The sequence below is a fragment of the Peptoniphilus sp. SGI.035 genome (genome assembly GCF_050315115.1).
Lineage (GTDB): Bacteria > Bacillota > Clostridia > Tissierellales > Peptoniphilaceae > Peptoniphilus_A.
In genome coordinates this window covers 87,099-109,475 of sequence record NZ_JBNPOJ010000002.1, presented here as the reverse complement: position 1 = coordinate 109,475, position 22,377 = coordinate 87,099, and the positions used below count along the sequence as shown (strand labels likewise).

The following is a 22,377-nucleotide window of genomic DNA, read 5'->3' as shown; positions in this document are numbered from 1 at the left end:
TTAAATTTGGTGCATCTTGTCGAAGATACCTTGGTGTTGAACTCTAATAGAAAGATCTAATTCTTCGCCAAGTTTTTCGTAAGCATCAACAACCTCTTGGAATTCAACATTCATTTTAGTTAAATCAACTATTACTATCATTGTGAAATAACCGTCTAAAATTGTTTGAGTGATATCTACAATATTTAGATCAAACTCCACCATTTTCTTTACTACTTCATATACAATACCAATTTTGTCACTGCCGATGACAGTTATAACAGCCTTCATAGCATCCCCCTTAATTAAAATTACAACTATTATATCATACATTTAAAGCATTAATAATCCCTTTATGGTTGCCCTTTATTTTACTTTATTATATTATAATATAAAAGGAGGAAAGTATGAAAAATTTTAAAATTTTAATAATATCTTTGATTACAATTTTGTTATTTACAGCTTGTGGGAAAAATATTGTTGAAAAAAATAAAATAGAAGATAAAGAAAAAACTGTGACAAAGGAACCTGAAATAAATCTTTATATTGCCAGAGAAAATCTTGGAGAGTCCAGTGAAAAATTTCCTCTTTCACAAATTATTGGCGAAATAAATTTGAATCAGTATGAAAAACTTTTTAATAATGCAAACTTTACTGACAAAAAAATAGAGAAAAGCAAAAACAATGTAGGTGATGTAATAATTTCATCAAATTATAGAAAAATTAAATTTGCAAAAAAAGCTAAAAATAATATTTTTGAAAATGAAGAAATTAAAAAAAGTGGATCAAAAATAATTGAGTCCCAAATTTCTCTAAGAGATAAAGCTTTTTCATATTTGCTTTCAAATAAAATGCGAGAAATTGATAATCCAAAAACTCCAGATAAACTTGGTGCTTATAGCACTTATTTTGTAAAGGACTTCTTTGAAGATGGAAAATTAATTTTACTTGCTAATGTATATAATTTAAATTATTCCTTTAAAGATGGAATTTTTGAAGAAGAATCTGGTTCTCATATGCCTATTGAATTTCAATATGTATTAAATAAAGATAATAATTTTGTCTTTGACAAGGTAATTTATGCACAAGATGGATCTTTGTATGCTCCTTCTATTAAAAAAATGGCTCGTGGCGATAAAATGACTTTTGATTATTTAATGAAAGAGGGCTATAACAAAGAAGACTACGATGAGTTAATGGATGATTTGTTTTATTTAGCTCAAGAAAAGGGATTAGATAATTTTTCCCACAAACTAAAAGAAATTCCTGGATATGAAAATGACGTAGTCTACATTGAAAAGGCTCCAAGACTAATTGAAGGCAATGTAGAAATTGCAAAGAAAAAGGATTACGAAGAAGCTAAAAAAACTGTAGGTAAAGATAGCTGGTCACACTGTGAAGGTATACTTTACAACAAAAAAACAGGTATTGCAGTAAAAACTTTTATAGATTATTTTGAGTAATTGAAAAACCCTTGATTAGAATTCTAAACAAGGGTTCTTTCGATTTTTTATTAATTTTTCTTACAAGCTTCAATAAATTTTTCAAAAATTTTATTCATACCTTTATCGTCGTACATCATTTCTGGATGCCATTGAACTGCTAAGGCAAACTTTTTGTAATCGAGATATACAGCTTCCACAAGTCCTTCTTCTGAAAGTGCTGCTTTTTTTAAGTTTTTGCCAAGTTCATTTATGCCTTGATGGTGGTAGGAATTTGTCCAAATTTCATCTCTTCCAAAAATTTCATAAAGTGGAGAACCCTCTATAATATTTATTGAATGTGATGGTTCATTTCTAAGTGAGTTGCTCATTGAATGTGCGGGAAAACCTGCTGATGGCAAGTCTTGATGAATAGTTCCTCCTAAAGTGATATTTAAAATTTGAAGACCTCTACATATTCCAAGAAAAGGAATATCCCTTTCAAGTGCATACTGTGTCATGAAAATTTCTTCATGATCTCTAAGATTGTCAAATTTTCCAGCTTTTCCACTGTTTCTTTCATTATAAGTCCTTGGGTTTACATCGTGTCCACCAGATAAAAGCAATCCGTCAACTTTGTCTAGCACAATTCTCATGTCTTCCAAGTTCTTTACATTTGGTATTAATATTGGCACGCCGCCATTTTTTTCGATAGCTCTAATATAATCAGCTGCAATAAGTTGCCAATCTTGACCTTCCACTCCAATTTGTCCAACATCATTTTGAGAAATGTCTCTAAGTGAGTTTACAGAAATTCCTATAATTGGTTTCATAATCTTCCTCCCGTAATTTAATATCTTTATTATATCAAAGAGATGAAAAATTTGGTAATATATAAGATCTCTTTGTTTTATTGATTCAAATTTTATGCTGATATATAATTAAAAAATTAGAGGTGTTTTATGAACTTAAGAAGACAGTTTTTCAAATTTGTGATCCCATCAATAATTGCCATGTGGGTCTTTTCAATTTACACAATTGTCGATGGATTTTTTGTTGCAAATTTTGCAGGCGAATTAGAATTATCTGCTGTAACAATAGTAATTCCATATGTAAACTTTCTCTTTGCTATTGCTATTATAACTGGCGTTGGGTCTCAAACTATAATTGGTATTGAACTTGGCAAGGGAAATAGAGATAAGGCAAATAAAGTTTTCACTTTTATAATCATTTTTATACTTGCCTTTGCAGTTCTTCTTGCTTTTTTTGCACTAATTTTTATGGATAAAATCATTCTTTTTTTGGGTGCTGACTCTAATTTATTTCCACTTTCACACCAATATTTGTCTGTAATCGTGTTCTTCTCTCCCTTTTATATAATTTCTTATGCCTTTGAAGTTTTGGTAAAGGTAGATGGATATCCTAGAACTGCCATATTAGGAGCAATCTCCGCTTGCGTTACAAATATTATTTTAGATTATATTTTAATTGACAAGTTTCAAATGGGTGTAAAAGGTGCTGCCTTGGCTACAGGCATTGCACAATTTCTATCTTGTGTTATATTTTTTATTCACTTTAGATCTACCAAGGGCTACCTTCGCTTTATGAAAATAAAAATGAGTGCTAAAGAAATTTTTGATTATTTAAAAACCACAATAGCCTATGGTTTTGGCGAATTTATATCGGAACTAAATACAGCTACCTTTGTCTTCATTTTCAATCTATTTGTAATAAAATACATCTCCGCAGAATTTTTATCTGCCTACGCAGTTATAAATTATATGTCTATTTTTGCAAACTCAACTTTCCAAGGAGTCTGCCACGGCACTCTTCCTCTTCTATCCTACTATCACGGATCACAGGAAAGAGAGAAAAGTTTAAAAATTATAAAAATGAGCTTCATTTTTATATCTATAATTGCAATTATAATGTATGCAATATCTTTTTTTGGCGCAGAAAAACTATTCAATATGTTTTTAGAAAATAAGACCATGATTTCATCTTCTATTAGACCACTAAAGCTTTATGCTTTGATGTTTTTCCTAGCAGGAAGCAATTTGTTTATCGCATCACTTTCTTCCGCTATTGGAAACCCAAAATATTCAATTATAATAAATATTGTTAGAGGATCTATTTCTCTATTTATTTCTATTTATCTCTGCGTAAAAATTTTGGGAACGAGATATTTATTTCTAGGAGCCTTTGTGTCTGAATTTATAGTATTTTTAATCTCCCTTTATTCATTAAAAAAGATGACTAAAAACCTTAACTTCAGAAGTTTAAATTAAAAAAGAAGTCAATAGTTTTGACTTCTCTTTAAGTTTATTCTTTTCAATCTAAATACTTTTTGAATTCTTCTGGAATATTTTCTTTTAAATAGGCTAGACCACAGATGTCTGGACCAACATGCACTGCAATTGTGTGACCTATCTCTAGGCACAAAAATTTATCATACCCTTTGTCTTTTAATTTATCAATTAATGGATTTAAAATTTCTCTGTCATCTGCATAAACTGGAAAAATTATATCACTTCCATCTGAGGTGGATTTTTCAGAAATAATTTCTACCATTCTTTTATAGGACTTATTTTTCCCACGAACTACATCGGAAACATAAAGTTTTCCCTCTTCATCGACTTCTAATATTGGAAGGATATTTAAGACATTTGAAATTCTTGCCTTTGTCTTTGAAACTCTGCCGCCTTCGTAAAGATATTTTAAATCAAAAACTGTAAAAATATGCTTTGTGTTTGCGATCAAGAATTCTATAAACCTTGACACTTCTTCATAGCTCGCCCCATTTTTTGCAGCTAGTCCTGCGAAATAGGTTATTTGACCAAAGCCAACTGATGCCGCAAGAGAGTCATAAACTTTTATTTTTACATTATACTTTTCTTCAATATCTTTTTTTGCCATGTAAGCATTTTGAAAAGTTCCGCTAAGTCCAGACGAAAGTGTCATACAAATGATGTCAATTCCTTTTCCCGCAAGCTCTTCGAATTTTTTTAAGTACTCATAATAAGTAATTTGACTTGTCTTAAAAAATTTTCCATTTCTCATATCTTGGTAAATTTCTTGATTAGTAATTTCTTCGGGCAAGTCTTCGCCATTTTCGTCTATACTTTTTATTTTTAAAACATCTACACTTAGTTCCTCCAGCGTTTCTTTGTCTAAATCGCATGAAGAGTCGGATATTATTTTAAAAGTCATTTTTCCCTCCTAGCTAGTCTCTGCTATTATTTTTATTGTATCTATTGTCTTATTTATTTCGTCCTCAGTGTTAAAATAGGAAAGTGATAGCCTCACTATGCCCCTTGTCTTTGTTCCAACTCTCTCGTGAAAAAGTGGTGCACAGTGTATTCCACCCCTAGAGGCAATTTTATTTATTTTATACATTCTCCTACAAATTTCAGAAGATGGGTAATCCTTGTAATTAAAGGAAACTATGCTTGAATCCTTTTCATTTGAAAATAATTTTATCCCTGGAGTTTCTCTTATACCATAAAAAAGCTTTTGTCGCAATGCGTGAATTTTTTTTGAAACTCTTTCTATTCCAATTTCGTCGATAAATTTTACTCCTGCACCAAGTGCCAATATTGAGTGGAAATTAATTGTACCATATTCAAAAACATCTGGCATCTCAACGGGATTAAATCTATGAAAACTATTTACCCCACTGCCTCCAGTAAATACATTTTTAAATTTTTCCCCTGACAAATCTATTATTGCTCCAGTCCCTGTTGGTCCAAAAAGAGCCTTGTGTCCCGTTATGCAAAAAATTAATTTTGGATACTTTCTCTCGTTAAATTTTATCTTTGCAGTTCCTGCAACTTGTGCTCCGTCAATAATTACTAAAAGGTCATGGGCTATTGCAAATTCGTAAATATATTCTAAATCAGTTTGGACTCCACTTGCATTGGACTCGGCAGTTATAACTATTGCCCTAGTATTGTCTTTTAAACAATTTTCAAGTTCCTTTAATTTTAAATTGTAATTTTCATCAATGTCTATAAAGGAAAGCTCAACACCTCTATCTTCAAGTTGATATAGTGGTCTTAAAACAGAATTGTGTTCCGTTACGCTTGTAATTATGTGGTCGCCACTTTTAAAAAGTGAATTTAAAACTAAATTTAGTGAAGTAGTAACATTTGCCGTGAAGGCAATATTTAGTGGGTCTTCTACTCCAAAAAATTCCGCTATAATTTCTCTTACATCATAAACTCCTTCGCTGGAATTTATCGCCTCTTGGTAAAATCCACGAGAAGGATTTGAAAATTTTTGGCTTGCAATAGCTTCGTATAAAGTCCTTGAAACCACATCTGGTTTTATAAGTGTAGTAGATGAATTATCTAAGTAAATCATTTTTCACCAATCTTTGTAATTTTTCTTACAGAATCTTCTTTGAGCTTATATATTCCCTTTGGAGAAATATTTTTTTCTTTCAAAAATTCTTTGGCAACCTTTATTTCACCCTCTAGCTTTATACAAAATCCACAACCCTTTGAAAGTTCTTCCGGAACAGGAATTACCCTCGCCCTTAATTTGTTTTTTCGAAGGATCCTCTCTGCCTTAATGGATCTATTTGAAGAATCAAAGGTCAAGATATAGTATTCTAACATGGTTTTACAACTCTATAATTTGTCATTATTTCACAAATTCTATACATATTTGTTATTTCGCCAATTTTTAATTTATCTTTTAATTTATAGTTTTCAAGGCAAAGTCCACAAGATAAAATTTCCGTGCCCTTTTTTTCTAAATTTTTGAAATCTTCTACAGTTTTTTCATTTATTGTTGTTAAATGAACTCCATAATTGTAACACAAAATATATTTTGGATGTCTATCTTCTTCTGAAAGGGAATAAGTGAAAGATTCCATTAATTTTTTGGAAAATTCTTCTTCGCCAATACCAAGTTTGTCTGATGAAAAAATCACTACATACTCGTCATTATTATTTTCAAAATTTTTAACATCTTCCATTTTTTTAAGATGGACTTCATAATCACTTTTAGAATTTTCAATAACACTTGCCTTATATCCCAATTGGTCTGCCATCTTTTTCAAGTTTTCTGTTGCAACTTCGTTATCAACTTTTATTAATAATTCTTCTGCATTGCTTTTGCTAATTGCCCTTTTAGTCATAATAACTGGCTTTGGACAAGCATATCCTCTTGCATCAATTTCCATTTATATCACCTTGAATTTTTTATTTTCCCTTGGAATTACACGACCAACATAAAAAGCTGGAATTCCATTTTTTTTCATTTCATCTAAAATTTTATCTGCTTCTTCTTTTTTTGCTGCAAATAAAAGACCACCTGAAGTCTGTGGATCAAATAGAACTTCTTCTAGGGCAAAATCATCGAAAGTAAAGACAACTTCATCTTCTAGTGCCTTCCTATTTCTCTGTCCTCCTGCAGTAAATAAAAATTCACTGGCAGCTTCATAACTTCCTGGCAAAAAATTTATTTCATCTGCAAAAATTTCCACAGAATTTTCAGTGCATTCATCTAAATGACCTATTAAGCCAAATCCTGTAACATCTGTAACAGAGGAAACCTCATATCTTTTTAAAATTTCTGCTGCATATTTATTTAATGTAGTCATTTTATTTATTGCTTCTATGTAATTATTTTCTGATGTCATGCCTACGGAATAGGCGCTCATAACAAGACTCACGCCAAGTGGTTTTGTCAGAATAAAATAATCTCCCACTTCTGCACCATTGTTTTTCCAAATTTCACTATTTTTAACAATTCCCGTCACACATTGACCAAACTTTATCTTCTTATCGTGAATAGAATGTCCGCCCGTTATGGAAACCTCCGCTTCTCTGCAAACATCACTTGCACCTCGAAGGATTTCCCTTAAAATTTCGAGATTCTCTTCCTCTGGAAAACAAACTATGTTTAGTGCAAATTTTGGCTCTCCACCCATTGCATAGATATCAGAAATTGCATTTGTTGAAGCAATCCTTCCAAAGTCGTAGGGATTTTTTACCATTGTAGAAAAAAAGTCTAAGCTCTCAACAATTGAGATATCCTCGTTTATTTTGTATACACAAGCATCATCTCTTTTATCAAAACCCACAGTTATTTCTTCTCTTTTATAGGGCCTTAAATCTTTTAGAATGCTAGTTAAATCTTTGACTCCAATTTTTTCATTGCATCCGCCACAAACTTCAAGTTCTAAATTTAATTCTGACATTTTATCACCTTTAAATATTATATCACAGAGATGATTTTTCATATAAACTTTTATAAAAGTAAAGGTCCTACACACATTTGAAAAATTTATTTGATATAATAATTTTATGGAAATTAAATATATGAAAAAGGCAATCCATTACGCAAAGAAATCACTTTTATCAGATGATGTGCCCATTGGATGTGTAATAGTAAAAAATAATAAAATAATTGGATATGGATACAACAAAAAAGAGGAACTTCAATCCCCCATTGCTCATGCAGAAATTATGGCGATAAATATGGCCTCTAAAAATTTAAATTCCTATCACTTGGAAGGCTCAGACATCTATGTAACTTTAGAGCCATGTCTAATGTGTGTGGGGGCAATTTTAAATTCTAGAATTAGAAATTTGTATTTTGGTGCTAAAAACAAAAGATTTGGAGCAGTTGTTTCTCATCAGAAAATAGAAAAACTCATAACTAATCACAATATAAGTTATGAGTCTGGTATTTGCGAAAGAGAATGTGCAAATCTAATTACCGAATTTTTTTTAGAACTTAGGAATAGGTCTAAATAAAAATGTAGCATTATTTTGCAAAAATTCTAAAATATATTTATCGTAACTATTTTTTGTTAAAATAGCAATTATCATTCCAAGCATTGCCCCAATTATTACATCACTTGGATAATGTACAAAATGATAAATTCTTGATAGTGAAATTAATGTTGCAACAACTAGAAAAAATATTCCCATACCTCTAAAATAAAAATAAATAGTTAGTGCAGCGGCAAAGGATGAAGATGCGTGACCCGATGGAAAAGAAAAGTCTGTTGGATTCTTTATCAAAAGTTCGACCTTTGAAATCCAAGAAGGTCTTTTTCTTTTCAAAATATTCTTTAAAAGTAAATTGCATACTATTCCGTTAAAAAATAGTGCTAAAGCTATATTTATGCTTTCAATTCGAAAGCCAAGATAAAATAGAATAAATATTGTAAATAGCCAAATAGCACCACCTGTGCCAAGATGTGTAATTGCAATCATATATCTATTTAATGTATTAGTCCTTATGCTAAGGAGCCAATCTAAAAATTTTTTATCCATTTGCACCTCTCGTAAAAAAAGGCCTATCATTAGGCCATATTTTACATTCTATTTTCTTTGTCAACCCATTCTTTAGCTTCTTCAACTTCTGCATCTGTTGGGATTTCAATTCCCGTTTTTGGATCTTTCCCTTCAGTTTTAGCATATACATCAGAATCTGGTCTATCTTCGGGTTTTATTTCCCTTTGTTGCTCCATGTTTGCTTTCATTTCTTTCTTTTTTGAATCAGAAAGAGTCTTTGAATTTTCAATTAAATTTTTTTCTTTTTTATCGTCCGTCATAATATCCCTCCATATATATATTATTACAAATAAAGTTTAAATACAATTCATTTAAGTAAAGTATTATAATATTTTTAGTAAAGTGTTTGACAAAATTATTTTGGGTATATATGTATCAAAATTAAATAGAATTTAGGAAGTGTTATATGTTAAAAATTATTTTTAATAATTTAGGCGAGTACAAAAAGTATGCAGTGCTCTCGCCTTTTTTTGTTTTGTTAGAAGTTTTAACGAATACATCAATTCCCTTTTACATGACAAAAATTATTGATCAAGGCATACTAAAAAATTCAAGTAAAAATATAATTCATTTTGGCATTATATTATTTATATTTGCGGCAATTTCTCTTACAACAGGTATAATTTCAGGTTATCTTGCTACAAAGGCTTCAAGTGGGCTTGCAAAAAATATGCGTTACTCCATGTTTGAGAACATTACAAATTTTTCCTTTGAAAACATGGACAAATTCAAGAGGGGAACTCTCATCACTAGAATGACTACTGATGTGCAAATGGTACAAATGGCATTCCAAATGACTACTAGAATGGCAATAAGGGCACCTCTTACAACCATCTTTTGCTTCGTCATGAGTTTTAAACTATCCAAAGAACTTGCTCCAACCTTTGTAATTATAATTCCACTAATCGCCACTGGAATGGGACTTATTATCAAGGGAGCCTACCCAATTTTTGAAAGAGTTTTTAAAATCACAGACAAATTAAACACGGATGTATCAGAAAACTTGTCTGCAATTAGAGTTGTTAAGTCCTTTGTAAAAGAAGATAAGGAAATAAAAAAGTTTAATGATATTTCTGATGAACTTCAAAATAATTACATCAAGGCGGAGAAGCTTCTTGCCTTTACAAATCCACTTATGAATTTTTCCACATATCTTATGACTATTTTAATTGCATGGCTTGGTAGTCATTTCATCGTGGCTGGAAACATGAGCACGGGTGCGCTAACAGGTCTTGTAACTTATGCAATTCAAATTCAGATTTCACTTATGATGCTTTCAATGATTACCGTACAAATTACCATCGCTAGAAATTCAATTGTTCGTATAAATGAAGTAATTTCCACAAAACCATCTATATTTAGTCCTGAAAATGCTGTAAGTGAAGTGAAAAATGGAGAAATTGTTTTTGACAATGTTTATTTTTCTTATTCAGGTGATTTAGACAAATCAGTTTTAGAAAATATTAATTTAAAGATAAACTCTGGAGACTATGTTGGCATAATTGGTCCAACAGGATCTGGTAAATCCACTCTCATAAGTTTAATAGCAAGACTATTTGACACTACAAGTGGCGAAGTATATGTTGGTGGAAAAAACGTTAGAAATTATGATCTCGTAGCTCTTAGAGACCAAGTATCTGTCGTTTTACAAAAAAATCAACTATTCACTGGCACACTTCGTGAAAATTTAAAATGGGCTAATGAAAATTTATCCGATGAAGAATTAAAAGAGGCACTTTACATTGCATCGTGCGACGACTTCATTGATCCAGAAAAGGATCTCGACATGACTGTACAAAGAGGTGGCACTAACTTTTCTGGTGGACAAAAACAGAGAATTTCTATTGCAAGGTCTATTTTAAAAAACCCGAAAATTTTAATTATGGATGACTCAACTTCAGCCCTAGACAATAAAACCGAAGAAAAAATAATTAATTCTCTAAACAATTTAAGGCCGGATATGACAAAAATTTTGATTTCACAAAAAATTAAATCACTAAAAAATACGGATTACACCATTGTCATGGATTCAGGTGAAATAGAGAACATTGGAACACACGAAAATTTAATTAAAAATAGTCCAATTTATAAAGAAATCAATGAAACTCAAGAAAGCGACGGTGATTTTGATGCGAAAGAATAAGACAAAAATTACATCTCCAGAAAATAAAGATGCAGCAAAAAAATTATTTTCCTTTATTTTTAAAAGACATAAATATAAACTCCTAGCAGTTTCTTTATTTGTAATAATTTCATCCTTTGCCACGATTTCCGTTTCACTTTTCATGAGATTTTTAATAGATGATTATGTACTACCACTTTTAAAAACTGATGTCCCTGATTTTTCAAATCTCTTGGACTTGCTAATTAAAATGTCTTTATTCTTGGCAATTGGTGTGCTCTCATCCTTTGCATATTCAAGACTAATGGTTTACATTTCCGAGAACACTCTTGGCGAAATTAGAAAGATGATGTTCAAAAAGATGCAATCTCTTCCCGTATCTTACTTCGATAGCAAAAGTCACGGTGACATTATGAGTTATTATACAAATGATGTAAGAGCACTTGGAGATATGATTTCCCAATCTTTTCCTTCTTTTGTATCATCACTTATGACAATAACAATGGTTTTAATTGCCATGTTTTCTCAATCTGTATTTTTGTCTCTCATAATAATTCTTACAGTTGGACTTATGATTTTTGTAATGAATGTAATTGGCGGAAAATCCTCTCATTATTTTATGAGCCAACAAAATTCTCTAGCAAAAACCAATGGATACATCGAAGAAATGACTGACGGACTAAAAGTCATAAAAGTTTTTAATCACGAAGAAGCTGCGAAAAAAGACTTCAAAATTATAAATGACGAACTTATGAAAAACACGATGATTGCAAATAGATTGGGACTTTTCCTTTTTCCAATGATTTTTGGAATTGGAAATTTTCAATACATTTTATTTGCATTAATCGGTGGACTAATGGCAGTACACGGCGGCTTTGGTATTACTGTCGGGGTAGTTGCATCCTTCTTACAATTATCAAGAACTATTACAGGTCCCATGGGTCAAATCGGCGGCAACATAAACTCCGTTGTTCTTGCAATTGCAGGCGCAAGAAGAATTTTTGACTTCTTAGAAGTTAGTCCCGAAGACTATTCTGGTGATGTAGAAAAAGTTGTACGTGAAGTTAATGGAAAAGAAAAATATTTTTGGCATGACCTTACCACAGATGAATACAGAGAACTTTCGGGCGACATTAAATTTAATGATGTGTCCTTCTCCTATGACGGCAAGAATAAGATTCTTAAAAATCTAAATCTATATGCAAAACCAGGGCAAAAAGTTGCCTTTGTTGGTGCAACTGGTGCAGGAAAAACCACAATCACAAACTTAATAAATAGATTTTACGACATTGACAGTGGTGAAATTACCTTTGATGGCTTCGATATAAAGAGAATAAGAAAGAAAGACCTTCGCTCATCACTTGGTATGGTCCTTCAAGATACACATTTATTTACAGGTACAATTGCAGAAAACATAAATTATTCCGTAGATGAAGTTGACATGGAAAAGACTATTGCAGCTGCCAAGAGAACTAACGCCCATAATTTTATAAAAAATCTAAAGGATGGCTACGACACAATTATCACTGGAGCAGGCGGCGAATTGTCTGAAGGTCAAATGCAACTATTATCCATAGCTAGAGCAGAAATTTTTAATCCACCAGTAATGATTCTCGATGAGGCAACTTCCTCCATAGACTCTCATACAGAAAAAATTGTGCAAAGGGGAATGGACGAAATTATGAAAGGCAGAACAACTTTTGTAATCGCCCACAGACTTTCAACAATTATGAATTCCAATGTAATAATAGTTTTACAAAATGGAGAAATTGTAGAAAGAGGAGACCATAAAGACTTACTTGAACAGAAAGGAATTTATTACAACCTCTACACAGGCGGCTTCGACAATGAATAGAACTAAAGTCATAAAATAGACTTTTGATTTTACGCAGACTATAAAAATCAAGAACAAAAACTAATTTATAATAAAATTTATGAAGTATAGCCTTCCTAAAAATGATAGGCTATAAATACAATATATGTACAAAAAAATTCCTTAGAGTTAATTTTCTAAGGAATTTTTAATTACAATACAGCTTGTAAAAATTTTTTCGTGTTTTCATTTTTTGTTTCATAAAAGATATAGTTTGGATCACCTATATCTTCTACGATGCCATTTTTCATAAATACAATTTTATCAGAAATTTCTCGCGCAAAACCCATTTCATGAGTTACTATTATCATAGTAAGACCCCTTTTTGCAAGGGCTTTTATTACATTTAAAACTTCTTTTACCATTTCTGGATCAAGGGCTGATGTTGGTTCATCAAACAAAAGTACCTCCGGTTTATTTGCAAGAGCTCTTGCTATGGCAACCCTTTGCTTTTGACCTCCAGATAGAGAGTCTGGATAGGCGTACACTTTATCTTCTAAACCCATACTTTTTAGAAGGGCAATTGCATTTTCCTTTGCAGATTTTTCATCTTCACCTTTAACTTTTATTGGTGCTAGAGTAATATTCTCAATTACAGATTTATTGGGAAATAAATTAAAGTTTTGAAAAACCATTCCAATTTTTAATCTTATTTTTTCTAAATTGGGATTTGCACCAGTTATTTCATAACCATCGAGAAAGATTTTTCCATCATCACACTTTTCTAAGAGATTAATTGTACGAAGGAGAGTTGATTTTCCTGATCCACTTGCTCCAATTATTGTTGTAACAGTTGAATCTTTGATGTCTAAGTTTATTCCCTTTAAAACTTCTTTATCTCCAAAGGATTTATATAAATTCTCAATTTTTATCATATTTCCCCTCCACAAATTTTAGTAATCTCGTAAGAGTAAAAGTAATTGCAAAATAAAGCATTGATCCAATTATAAGTGGCTCTAAAGATTTATAAGATGAACCTCTAACTAAGTTTACATTGTACATAATATCTGTAACACCTATTGTAGATATAATTGAAGTCTCTTTTATTACTGCAATAAATTCATTTGCAAGAGCTGGAAGTATATTTTTTGTAGCTTGTGGAAGAATAACCTCCTCCATTGCTAAAGATTTTTTCATTCCTAGAGAAATTGCCGCTTCCATTTGACCTTTGTCAATTGCATTTATACCAGCTCTAATAATTTCAGATACATAAGCCGCAGAGTTTAAACTCACTGCAATAACTCCTGTTACATAAGCAAAGGATGAAATTGAAATTCCAAAACTTTTAAAATTTATAATACTTGCCAGTCCAAAGAATACAAAAAATACTTGAGTAAGCATTGGAGTTCCTCTTATTATTTCAATGTATAAATTTGCAAAGATACTTAGACTTTTTATTTCCGAAGATTTCATCAAATATAAAAATAATCCAAATATAGAACCTAAAATTACAGATATAAGGGAAAGTGAAATAGTAGTCAAAAGTCCCTTTATATAATAGGAGCTGTACTTTTCAAAAATTTCTACTGTCGTGTTAAAAAAATTTATAATTAAATTGCCAAATATAAAGATAAAAATTACAAAGGCAAAAATTACTAAATAATTAATTATATTATTTTTTGAAAGTTTTTTATTTTCCAGTTTATATATATTTTCCATGAAACACCTACTTTGTTGAAAGTTCTAGTGCATCTTCATAATATTTTTCAAGCTTGCCTTCCTTTTCTAATCGGTCTAGCGTTTTGTTTACTACTTCTAAAAGTTCGTCATCGCCTTTTTTAAGACCAATAGCAGTTCCGCTAGTTTCAGCCTTAAAATAAAAACTATTTTCCATCTTTAAATTTTTATTGGAAAGTTCATAATTATCTCCAACACTTTTTTCAACTATTATTCCATCGATCAAGCCTTGATTTAATTGTGCAATTAAATCTGGTGTCTTTGGTAGTGAAACAATATTTTTAATCTTTAAATTTTTTGCAATTTCCTCTTGAACTGTCGCTGTCTGAACTCCAATAGTTAAATCAACAACACTCTTTTCATCTTTATATTTTCCTAAATCCTTAGAATTTACTAATAAATAATTTTTTGGGTCATAATAAACCTTTGAAAATAAAATTGATTTTTCTCTTTCAGGAGTCTTTGAAATTCCAGAAAGGGCAAGGTCAATTACGCCAGAGTCTAAACTTGCAAGCACAGATGAAAATTCCATATCTGAGATTTCAAGTTTTACTCCAAGATCCTTTGCAATTTCTTCTGCAATGAAAACATCAAATCCAACAATTTTATCTTTTCCATCAATGTTTTTGTGAAATTCAAAAGGTGGATAGTTTGCATTACATCCCATTACAATTTTCCCAGATTTTTTAATATCATTTATTCTTGCATTAGAATTACCATTAGACTTATTTAAAAATAATGCCACAAATAAAATAAGGGCAGCTAAAACTATTACTGATATACTTATTATTTTTTTCATTTTTTTCCTCCAAATTTTAAAACTTTGCAATATCTCACAATTAAGACTAAAAAAAGTATAAAAAAATCGCCTCTATGAAAGAGGCGAAGTCCGCGGTACCACTCTAATTATCTTTTAGATATCTCAAAACTTTAAGGCAGTTAACCTCTGTAAATACTAATTTCCTTACAGAATCTCTGTGGTTCTATTATATTCTTTCCCTTTACAAGCTTTCACCTAACCTTGCTCTCTAAAAAAGTTATAGGAATACTTTTTTTCCACTTCATTGATTTCTAAATACTTTACTATGCTAAATTGAATTTGTCAAGAATTTTTTTAAATTTTTTCAAATAAAAATTTTTGTCGATTTATTTTTATTACATTTATTTGTTGCCTTTAATAGATAAAAAAATTTTACAATGAAAAAATAAAAATTTTTTTTAATTCTTCTTGACAAATATGATTTATCTTGTTAGGATATCAAACAATAAAAGTTTTGAAGAGCGAGTAAAATTATCTAAGACTTTAAGAGAATTTTCGTTTGGTGAGAGAAAATAGGGAGGATAATTTGAATAGGAGCTTGGAACTTGCATCTCGATATTTAGATTTGCACGGTTACGCGTTATAGTTTTTGAGGTATAGAAATATACAAATTTGGGTGGTACCACGATTTTCGTCCCTTTATAGGGGCGATTTTTTTATACTTTTTTTGAGTCTCAATTGTAAGATATTTTAAAGTTTTGAAATTTGGAGGAAAAAAATGAAAAATAATAATTATAAAAAAGTTGCCCTAGCATATTCAGGTGGTCTTGACACATCTATAATAATTCCATGGCTAAAGGAAAATTATAACTGCGAAGTTATAGCAGTCGTTGGAAATGTTGGACAAAAAACTGAAATTGAAGGTCTTGAAGAAAAGGCAATAAAAACAGGAGCTTCAAAAATTTATATAGTAGATCTTGTGGATGAATATGTTAAAGACTTTGTATTTCCAACTTTAAAAATTGGTGCAAAGTACGAAAAGAATTATCTTCTCGGAACTGCAACAGCAAGACCTCTAATAGCAAAAGCACTAGTTGAAATTGCAAAAAAAGAAAATTGTGATGCTATTTGTCACGGATGTACTGGTAAAGGTAATGATCAAATTCGTTTTGAAATGGGAATAAAACACTTTGCACCAGAAATGCCAATAATTGCACCTTGGAGAATTTGGGATATAAAATCTCGTGAAGAGGAAATTGATTACGCAGAAGAACACAATATTCCACTTAAAATTTCAAGGGAAACAAATTATTCTAAAGATCTAAATATAATGCATCTATCCCATGAAGGTCTTGATCTTGAAAATCCAGAAAATTATCCAGATTATGATAAAATTTTAGAACTTTCAGTATCGCCAATGAAGGCAAAGGATGAAGTTTTTGACTTAGAAATTGAATTTCAAAGTGGAGAAGCTACTGCAGTAAATGGAGAAAAAATGACACCTGCAAATCTTTTAAAATATTTGAATAAGATTGGCGGTGAAAATGGAATTGGTATTGATGATATAGTTGAAAATCGTCTTGTGGGAATGAAAAGCCGTGGAGTTTACGAAAATCCAGGTGGAGCAATATTATATAAGGCACTTGAAATTTTGGAATCCATCACTTTAGACAAAGATTCAGCACATCTTAAAAATTATTTATCAATTAAATTTGCCGATCTTGTCTACGATGGAAAATGGTATTCAAATTCTTTAAGGGGTCTACTTGCCTTTAGCAACGAAATTTCAAAAAATGTAACTGGTAAGGTTAAACTAAAACTTTACAAGGGAAATATAATCCCAGCAGGAGTAAGCTCTAAATATTCACTTTATAACGAGGACTTGGCTTCCTTTGGAGATGGTGCAGAAAACTTATATTCTCACAAGGATGCCGAAGGATTTATTAATTTATATTCACTATCTACAGTTGTTGATGCTAAGATAAATAAAGGAGTTTAATATGTATTTATGGGGCAGTCACTTAGACGGACTTGAAAATTTTACACATGAATTCAATAAGTCCATTGACTTCGATAAAATTTTATTTGAGGAAGATATAATAGGTTCTCTTGCTCATGTAAAAATGCTCAGTAAAGTTGGAATAATAACGCAAAACGAAGAAAAAATTATTTCACGCGAACTTCAAAATATTTTAGACGAAATAAAAGAAGGAAAACTTGAAATTAATTTAAAGGAAGAAGACATCCATTCTTTTGTGGAAAATGAACTAACAAAAAGAGTGGGTGTTGTGGGGAAAAAGCTTCACACAGCTAGGTCAAGAAATGATCAATGTGCCTTAGATTTAAGATTATATTCTAAAAAATCATTGAAAGAAATAAAAATAAAGTTATTGGAATTAATTGAAACAATTATTGATTTAGCAGAAAAAAATATAGAAACAATAATGCCTGGTTTCACTCATATGCAGCATGCTCAAGTAACAACTTTTGCTCATTATATTTTAAGTTATGCCCAAATGTTTTGTAGGGATCTTAATAGATTAGAAGATACTTTTAATAGATTAGATGAAAATCCCCTTGGAAGCTGTGCTCTTGTTACAACAAGTTTTAACATCGATAGATTTATGACTTCAAAATTATTGGGCTTTAAAAAGCCAACAGAAAATTCTATGGATTCCGTTTCTGATAGAGATTATGTACTTGAAATTTTATTTAATAATTCAGTAATTATGACTCATCTTTCAAGACTTTGTGAAGAACTAATTTATTTTTCCAGTAGTGAATATAATTTTGTTAAGTTTTCTGATAAATTTTCTACTGGTTCAAGTATAATGCCTCAAAAGAAAAATCCTGACATGGCTGAATTAATAAGGGGCAAAAGCGGTAGATGTTATGGAGATTTATTCGCACTTTTTACAGTTTTAAAGGGCACGCCTCTTTCTTATAATAAGGATTTTCAAGAAGACAAGGAACCTCTTTTTGATTCAATAAAAACAGTTTTTAATTCTTTAAAAATTATGAAGGGGATTTTAAATACAATTTATATTAATAAGGAAAAAATGAAAAATTCTGCTGAAAAAGGATTTTTAAATGCAACAGATTTAGCTGATTATTTAGTATTAAAGGGCATAGCTTTTCGTGAAGCTTATAGCGTAGTTGGTCAAATTGTTAATTATTCAATAGAAAAAAACTTAAAACTTGAAGATATAAGTCTAAAAAAATATAAAGAATTTCACAAAGTTTTTGAAAAAGATCTTTATGATTTTATAACAATAGAAAAATCTTTAGAAAATCGCAATGTCTATGGTGGTCCTGCAAAGGATGCAGTAAATATTCAAATAAATAATTTAAAAAATTTTATAAGTAAAATAAAATAATTTCAAATAAGTGAACTGACCCACAAAACTAGAGTTAAAATCTAACTTTAAAAGGTCAGTTTTTTATTACAAACTTAAAAGTTTTTTTGAAAACATAATAAAATTTGTTGATTTCATACAATATATAGAAGAAAATACTTAAAATTTATTAAAAAAATTGTGGCGCTATTTGCACCACAATTGGTTAGATTATACTATTGGGTTAGGATATTATTCTTTATGTTAATCTAAATTAAACATATATCTTTTATCCATTTCATTATATTTATCAATATTTACTGTATCTAAATACTTTTCAAATGAAATCATTTTTTCGTAAAATGCTTCATCAGTTCCATTCTTTTTAATTTCATCTAATATAGCAATTTGAGCTGATACACTTGACATTAATTGTGCAAATGGGAATGTAATAATTTTATATCCCATTTCACCACAGTCTTTTGCTGTTATTCCCTTCGTTGTTTCCTTTCCATAAGTGAATCCTAAATGAATTGGTGCCTTTAAATACTTAGGGTAATCTTCCAATTCTTTCCTTGAGTGAGGCATTGGCTTAACCATATCAGCTCCTGCTTCTGCAAATATATTTAATCTTTCAACGGCTTCTTCAAAAGGTGCATCAGTTCTTGCAACTATTACAAAGTTAGGATCTTTTCTTGCGTCAACAGCTGCTTTTATTTTACTTACCATTTCCTCTACTGGAATCAATCTAGTTCCTTTTATATAAGGACAATTTGGAGGTAAAACTTGATCTTCTATAAAAAGTCCTGCTACTCCAGCATTTTCAAATTCTGTTATGGTTCTACTTGTATTAATTGCATTGCCATATCCGCCTTCAGCATCTGCCATCATTGGAATATCAATAGCACTGGACATATTTCTACACATTCTTAGCATTTCTGTAAATGTTAAAAGCCCATTATCAGGTACGCCTAGCATTGTGCCATGCATTCCAAAACCAGTTGTTGCAACTAAGTCAAATCCGCTATACTCAATTAATCTTGCAGATAAAGCATCAAATGCGCATGGAGCTACTACAGCGTCTTTCCCGTTAATTAAATCTCTCAATCTTTTAGTTTTTGTCATTCTTAACACCTTTTTCTTTCATATTACACTAAAATCTAACTTTTTTTCTTAGGAAGTTCTAATTTTAAATCATCTGATTTTCCAGCCTTTAATACATAGCTTCCAACATCATGATTTACCTTTTGTCTTATTTTTTGTCCAATTTCAATTACTGTATCAATATTTATTCCTGTGTTAATCTTCATTTGGTTAAACATATTCAAAACATCTTCTGTGGATACATTACCTGCGGCACCAGGAACAAAAGGACATCCTCCTAATCCTGCAAAAGAAGTGTCAAATTTTTTAACTCCTTCTTCTAAACCTGCTAGTATATTTGCAATTCCCAATCCTCTAGTATTATGAAAATGCAATATCCAACTAACATCCTTATATTTGTTTTTCACATGTCTAACTATCTCTTTTACTTGTAGAGGATTTGCTAACCCTGAAGCGTCTGAAAGTGATAGTTCATTAATATCATTTTTTAAATATGCCTCAATAATAGTTTCTATATCTTTCATAGGAATTTCATCTTCCCAAGGAGAACCAAAAGGCATAGATATTGATCCTGAAACCTCAATATTATTTTCTCTAGCAAGTTTTACACAATCCTTAAAACCATTAACACTTTCTTCTGGAGTCATATTCAAATTAGCAATATTATGAGCATAGCTTGCAGAAACATTTAATTTAACTTTTTTGCATCCACAATCAATTGCTCTTTCAACACCCTTTAAATTAGCTATTAAAGCTCTATACTCTACATCTTGTTTTAATTTTGCTTTTTTAAATACCTCATCTGTGTCTGCCATTTGAGGTACAGCTTTTGGACTCATAAAAGAACCTACTTCTATTATCTTAAAGCCCGCATCTGTTAATTTGTTTAAAATTTCAACTTTTTCATCCGTTGTAAGAAAAGATTTTTCATTTTGTAAACCATCTCTTAATCCAACCTCACAAAGTATTACATCTCTTTCTTTTTCCATTATTCCCTCCCTTTTACAAATTTATTACAATATGCTTTTGCTTTATCTAAGCAATTTTGAGCATGTCCTTTTAAGCCATATTCTTTTATATGAGCACTATTTGGTAATTCAATGGAGTAAGGAACTATTGGCATGCTATTTAGTATAGAAGCAATGTCTATTCCACCATCGCCAACATAATCCCTAGCTTCTCTCATTATTCTAATCATTTCTTCTTTTTCTTTAGGAATCTCTCCACTTGCATCACATAAGTGTGCAAAATGGAACCATTCTTTAGGAATTTTAGCTATATCTTCTGTATTATCTCCTGCTCTATGAATGTGATGCATGTCTAACATTATACCAGCATTATCTCTGTTAACATCATTTAACAATTCTACTGTTTGTTTCAAGTTGTTAACTCCTGCTATTGGCACATATTCTACATCAACTGTTAGTCCATTGCTTTTTGCTAAATCACAAAGTTTCGCAAATTCTTCTGTGTAAAAATCTTTGTTATCAGTCCATATAGATGACAAAATATGCTTTCCGCCAAGTTCTCTACAGGTTTCCATAGCAGGTTCATAATCTTTTATATTTACACCATCAAATATTCTTGCTAATTCTATATCTAAAACTTTGAGCCCCGTGTTTTTTAAAATTCCCTTTAGTTCCTGCATTAATTTTTTATCTTTTCTTAAATCATAAATTTTTTCGCCTTTAACACCCATATAAATTTGTCTTAAACTAACATAATCATAACCACATTCTGTTGCAATTTTTGCAATTTCAACAGGTGAAGTTTCTAAAACAGTGAGTTGTGCTAGCGAATATTCAAAAGTCATACTATATCCTCCTTATAAAAATATGCCTAAATACATAGAGGCACTATATCTAGTGCCAACTATACTAATTGTTACTATGTTTTTTATGAATCAAATTTTGACTATTCCAATCCCAATTCTTTTTTTACATAATCAATTGGCATATCTTTACCAGTCCAAATCTTAAATGCTAATGCACCTTGCCAGAGCATCATATTGATACCATTGCAAGTCTTACAACCTGCTTCTTTTGCAAATTTCATGAACTTTGTTTCTTTTGGTTCATAAACAATATCATATACAAAGGTATTAGGATTTGTGATTATATCGCATGAAGATATTGAACAAGCATCAATATTTCCCTTCATGCCTAATGGAGTTGCATTTACAAATAAATCAGCATTTTTTAGTTCTTCTTTTAATTCATCTTCATTATTTGAAAGCAATTTAACATTGCATTTTGGAATTCTTGATTTTATAGTATTTATAACTTCATCAGCTACTTCTTTATTTAACTCTTTTATTACAAGTTCTCCAACGCCAGAATATGCACTTTGTATAGCAATTGCTCTTCCTGCTCCTCCAACGCCTATTAGAACCATTTTCTTGCCTTTGTATTGAATTCCACTTTTTTCAAGAGATTCAATAAAACCTAATCCATCTGTGTTATAACCTTTTATCTTTTTAGTCTTATCGTCAATTGATATTGTATTTACAGATCCAATTATTTCTGCAGCTTCATCAATTTCATCTAAATACTTTAATACTTCTTGCTTATTGGGATAAGTTATATTTGCTCCAACTGCATCAAATGTTTTTAAAGCATTTAAAGCCATTTCTAAATCTTTATTTTCAATTTCAAAACATAAATAAACCAAATCCTCTTTCAAAAATTCAAAGGCTGAATTATGCATATGTGGAGATCTGCTATGCCTGATTGGCTTTCCTAAAAGTCCAACAAGTCTAGTAGTTCCTTGTATTCTATTGGTCATATTTTCTTC

At 30.7% G+C, this 22,377-nt stretch carries 23 protein-coding genes and 2 other annotated features; of the genes, 7 read left to right on the top strand and 16 right to left on the bottom strand.

The features are described 5' to 3' along the window. Complete coding sequence (locus ACQRC6_RS01780) at positions 1–270, bottom strand: ACT domain-containing protein (protein ID WP_293558030.1); 270 nt, start codon at positions 268–270, stop codon at positions 1–3. 116 nt (positions 271–386) lie between these two features. On the opposite strand from ACQRC6_RS01780, the gene ACQRC6_RS01775 reads away from it, so the two are divergent. Next, positions 387–1,442 (top strand): hypothetical protein, encoded by a 1,056-nt coding sequence (locus ACQRC6_RS01775; RefSeq protein ID WP_427847460.1) that lies wholly within the window; start codon positions 387–389, stop codon positions 1,440–1,442. Between the two features lie 50 nt (positions 1,443–1,492). Here the strand turns inward: ACQRC6_RS01775 and ACQRC6_RS01770 are convergent, their stop codons facing one another. After that, positions 1,493–2,233, bottom strand: coding sequence for a gamma-glutamyl-gamma-aminobutyrate hydrolase family protein (locus tag ACQRC6_RS01770; protein WP_427847459.1), 741 nt, complete (start codon positions 2,231–2,233; stop codon positions 1,493–1,495). Between the two features lie 129 nt (positions 2,234–2,362). On the opposite strand from ACQRC6_RS01770, the gene ACQRC6_RS01765 reads away from it, so the two are divergent. Next, entirely contained in the window at positions 2,363–3,688 is a 1,326-nt protein-coding gene (locus ACQRC6_RS01765) for an MATE family efflux transporter (protein WP_427847458.1), read from the top strand. Positions 3,689–3,731: 43 nt separating this feature from the next. Here the strand turns inward: ACQRC6_RS01765 and ACQRC6_RS01760 are convergent, their stop codons facing one another. The 5 genes from ACQRC6_RS01760 to selD are packed head-to-tail and all read right to left on the bottom strand — an operon-like array spanning position 3,732 to position 7,608. Continuing rightward, positions 3,732–4,610 (bottom strand): DegV family protein, encoded by an 879-nt coding sequence (locus tag ACQRC6_RS01760; RefSeq protein ID WP_427847457.1) that lies wholly within the window; start codon positions 4,608–4,610, stop codon positions 3,732–3,734. A gap of 9 nt (positions 4,611–4,619) precedes the next feature. Next, positions 4,620–5,762: an aminotransferase class V-fold PLP-dependent enzyme gene (locus ACQRC6_RS01755; protein WP_427847456.1), complete on the bottom strand. Its 1,143-nt coding sequence runs from the start codon at positions 5,760–5,762 to the stop codon at positions 4,620–4,622. Further along, positions 5,759–6,019, bottom strand: a complete 261-nt coding sequence (locus tag ACQRC6_RS01750; RefSeq protein WP_427847455.1) for a DUF3343 domain-containing protein — start codon at positions 6,017–6,019, stop codon at positions 5,759–5,761. The genes ACQRC6_RS01755 and ACQRC6_RS01750 overlap by 4 nt, the downstream gene beginning before the upstream one ends. Next, positions 6,013–6,588, bottom strand: coding sequence for a sulfurtransferase-like selenium metabolism protein YedF (gene yedF / locus ACQRC6_RS01745; RefSeq protein ID WP_427847454.1), 576 nt, complete (start codon positions 6,586–6,588; stop codon positions 6,013–6,015). The genes ACQRC6_RS01750 and yedF overlap by 7 nt, the downstream gene beginning before the upstream one ends. Then, positions 6,589–7,608, bottom strand: a complete 1,020-nt coding sequence (selD, locus tag ACQRC6_RS01740; RefSeq protein WP_427847453.1) for a selenide, water dikinase SelD — start codon at positions 7,606–7,608, stop codon at positions 6,589–6,591. It abuts the gene before it with no gap. A 106-nt stretch (positions 7,609–7,714) separates the two neighbouring features. Here selD and ACQRC6_RS01735 point away from each other — a divergent pair, with 106 nt between their 5' ends. Then, a complete protein-coding gene (locus ACQRC6_RS01735) occupies positions 7,715–8,167 on the top strand; it encodes a nucleoside deaminase (protein ID WP_427847452.1) in 453 nt (150 codons plus the stop codon). Here the strand turns inward: ACQRC6_RS01735 and ACQRC6_RS01730 are convergent. Further along, entirely contained in the window at positions 8,141–8,692 is a 552-nt protein-coding gene (locus ACQRC6_RS01730) for a phosphatase PAP2 family protein (protein WP_427847451.1), read from the bottom strand. The two genes, ACQRC6_RS01735 and ACQRC6_RS01730, sit on opposite strands and share 27 nt — an antisense overlap. 41 nt (positions 8,693–8,733) lie before the next feature. Then, the gene (locus tag ACQRC6_RS01725; protein ID WP_427847450.1) at positions 8,734–8,973 is read right to left on the bottom strand and encodes a CDIF630_02480 family spore surface protein; all 240 of its coding nucleotides are present in this window, start codon (positions 8,971–8,973) and stop codon (positions 8,734–8,736) included. Between the two features lie 146 nt (positions 8,974–9,119). Between ACQRC6_RS01725 and ACQRC6_RS01720 the strand changes: the two genes are divergently transcribed. Beyond that, entirely contained in the window at positions 9,120–10,856 is a 1,737-nt protein-coding gene (locus ACQRC6_RS01720; RefSeq protein WP_427847449.1) for an ABC transporter ATP-binding protein, read from the top strand. Next, the gene (locus ACQRC6_RS01715; protein WP_427847530.1) at positions 10,843–12,690 is read left to right on the top strand and encodes an ABC transporter ATP-binding protein; all 1,848 of its coding nucleotides are present in this window, start codon (positions 10,843–10,845) and stop codon (positions 12,688–12,690) included. Before ACQRC6_RS01720 ends, ACQRC6_RS01715 begins: the two co-directional genes overlap by 14 nt. 170 nt (positions 12,691–12,860) lie before the next feature. Here the strand turns inward: ACQRC6_RS01715 and ACQRC6_RS01710 are convergent, their stop codons facing one another. From ACQRC6_RS01710 to ACQRC6_RS01700, 3 genes are read right to left on the bottom strand one after another with little or no spacing between them, the layout of a single operon-like run. Continuing rightward, positions 12,861–13,583 (bottom strand): amino acid ABC transporter ATP-binding protein, encoded by a 723-nt coding sequence (locus tag ACQRC6_RS01710; RefSeq protein ID WP_427847448.1) that lies wholly within the window; start codon positions 13,581–13,583, stop codon positions 12,861–12,863. Beyond that, positions 13,570–14,367 (bottom strand): amino acid ABC transporter permease, encoded by a 798-nt coding sequence (locus ACQRC6_RS01705; protein ID WP_427847447.1) that lies wholly within the window; start codon positions 14,365–14,367, stop codon positions 13,570–13,572. The genes ACQRC6_RS01710 and ACQRC6_RS01705 overlap by 14 nt, the downstream gene beginning before the upstream one ends. A gap of 7 nt (positions 14,368–14,374) precedes the next feature. Further along, the gene (locus ACQRC6_RS01700) at positions 14,375–15,184 is read right to left on the bottom strand and encodes a transporter substrate-binding domain-containing protein (protein ID WP_293557999.1); all 810 of its coding nucleotides are present in this window, start codon (positions 15,182–15,184) and stop codon (positions 14,375–14,377) included. 76 nt (positions 15,185–15,260) lie between these two features. Then, positions 15,261–15,459 (bottom strand) — a binding site (T-box leader). A gap of 191 nt (positions 15,460–15,650) precedes the next feature. Then, positions 15,651–15,847 (top strand) — a binding site (T-box leader). A 76-nt stretch (positions 15,848–15,923) separates the two neighbouring features. On the opposite strand from ACQRC6_RS01700, the gene ACQRC6_RS01695 reads away from it, so the two are divergent. Further along, positions 15,924–17,144 carry an argininosuccinate synthase gene (locus tag ACQRC6_RS01695; protein ID WP_427847446.1) on the top strand — a complete coding sequence of 407 codons (1,221 nt, stop codon included), beginning with the start codon at positions 15,924–15,926 and terminating at the stop codon, positions 17,142–17,144. A gap of 1 nt (position 17,145) precedes the next feature. Beyond that, complete coding sequence (gene argH, locus ACQRC6_RS01690) at positions 17,146–18,522, top strand: argininosuccinate lyase (protein WP_427847445.1); 1,377 nt, start codon at positions 17,146–17,148, stop codon at positions 18,520–18,522. A gap of 222 nt (positions 18,523–18,744) precedes the next feature. Here the strand turns inward: argH and ACQRC6_RS01685 are convergent, their stop codons facing one another. The 4 genes from ACQRC6_RS01685 to aroE form a co-directional block, all read right to left on the bottom strand. Next, on the bottom strand, positions 18,745–19,605 hold the full coding sequence (locus tag ACQRC6_RS01685) for an isocitrate lyase/PEP mutase family protein (RefSeq protein ID WP_427847444.1): 861 nt from the start codon (positions 19,603–19,605) through the stop codon (positions 18,745–18,747). 35 nt (positions 19,606–19,640) lie between these two features. Further along, positions 19,641–20,573 carry a hydroxymethylglutaryl-CoA lyase gene (locus tag ACQRC6_RS01680; RefSeq protein ID WP_169968002.1) on the bottom strand — a complete coding sequence of 311 codons (933 nt, stop codon included), beginning with the start codon at positions 20,571–20,573 and terminating at the stop codon, positions 19,641–19,643. After that, positions 20,573–21,397, bottom strand: coding sequence for a sugar phosphate isomerase/epimerase family protein (locus tag ACQRC6_RS01675; protein ID WP_427847443.1), 825 nt, complete (start codon positions 21,395–21,397; stop codon positions 20,573–20,575). The genes ACQRC6_RS01680 and ACQRC6_RS01675 overlap by 1 nt, the downstream gene beginning before the upstream one ends. 101 nt (positions 21,398–21,498) lie before the next feature. Then, positions 21,499–22,368 carry a shikimate dehydrogenase gene (gene aroE, locus ACQRC6_RS01670; RefSeq protein ID WP_320850333.1) on the bottom strand — a complete coding sequence of 290 codons (870 nt, stop codon included), beginning with the start codon at positions 22,366–22,368 and terminating at the stop codon, positions 21,499–21,501. Positions 22,369–22,377: the final 9 nt, after the last annotated feature.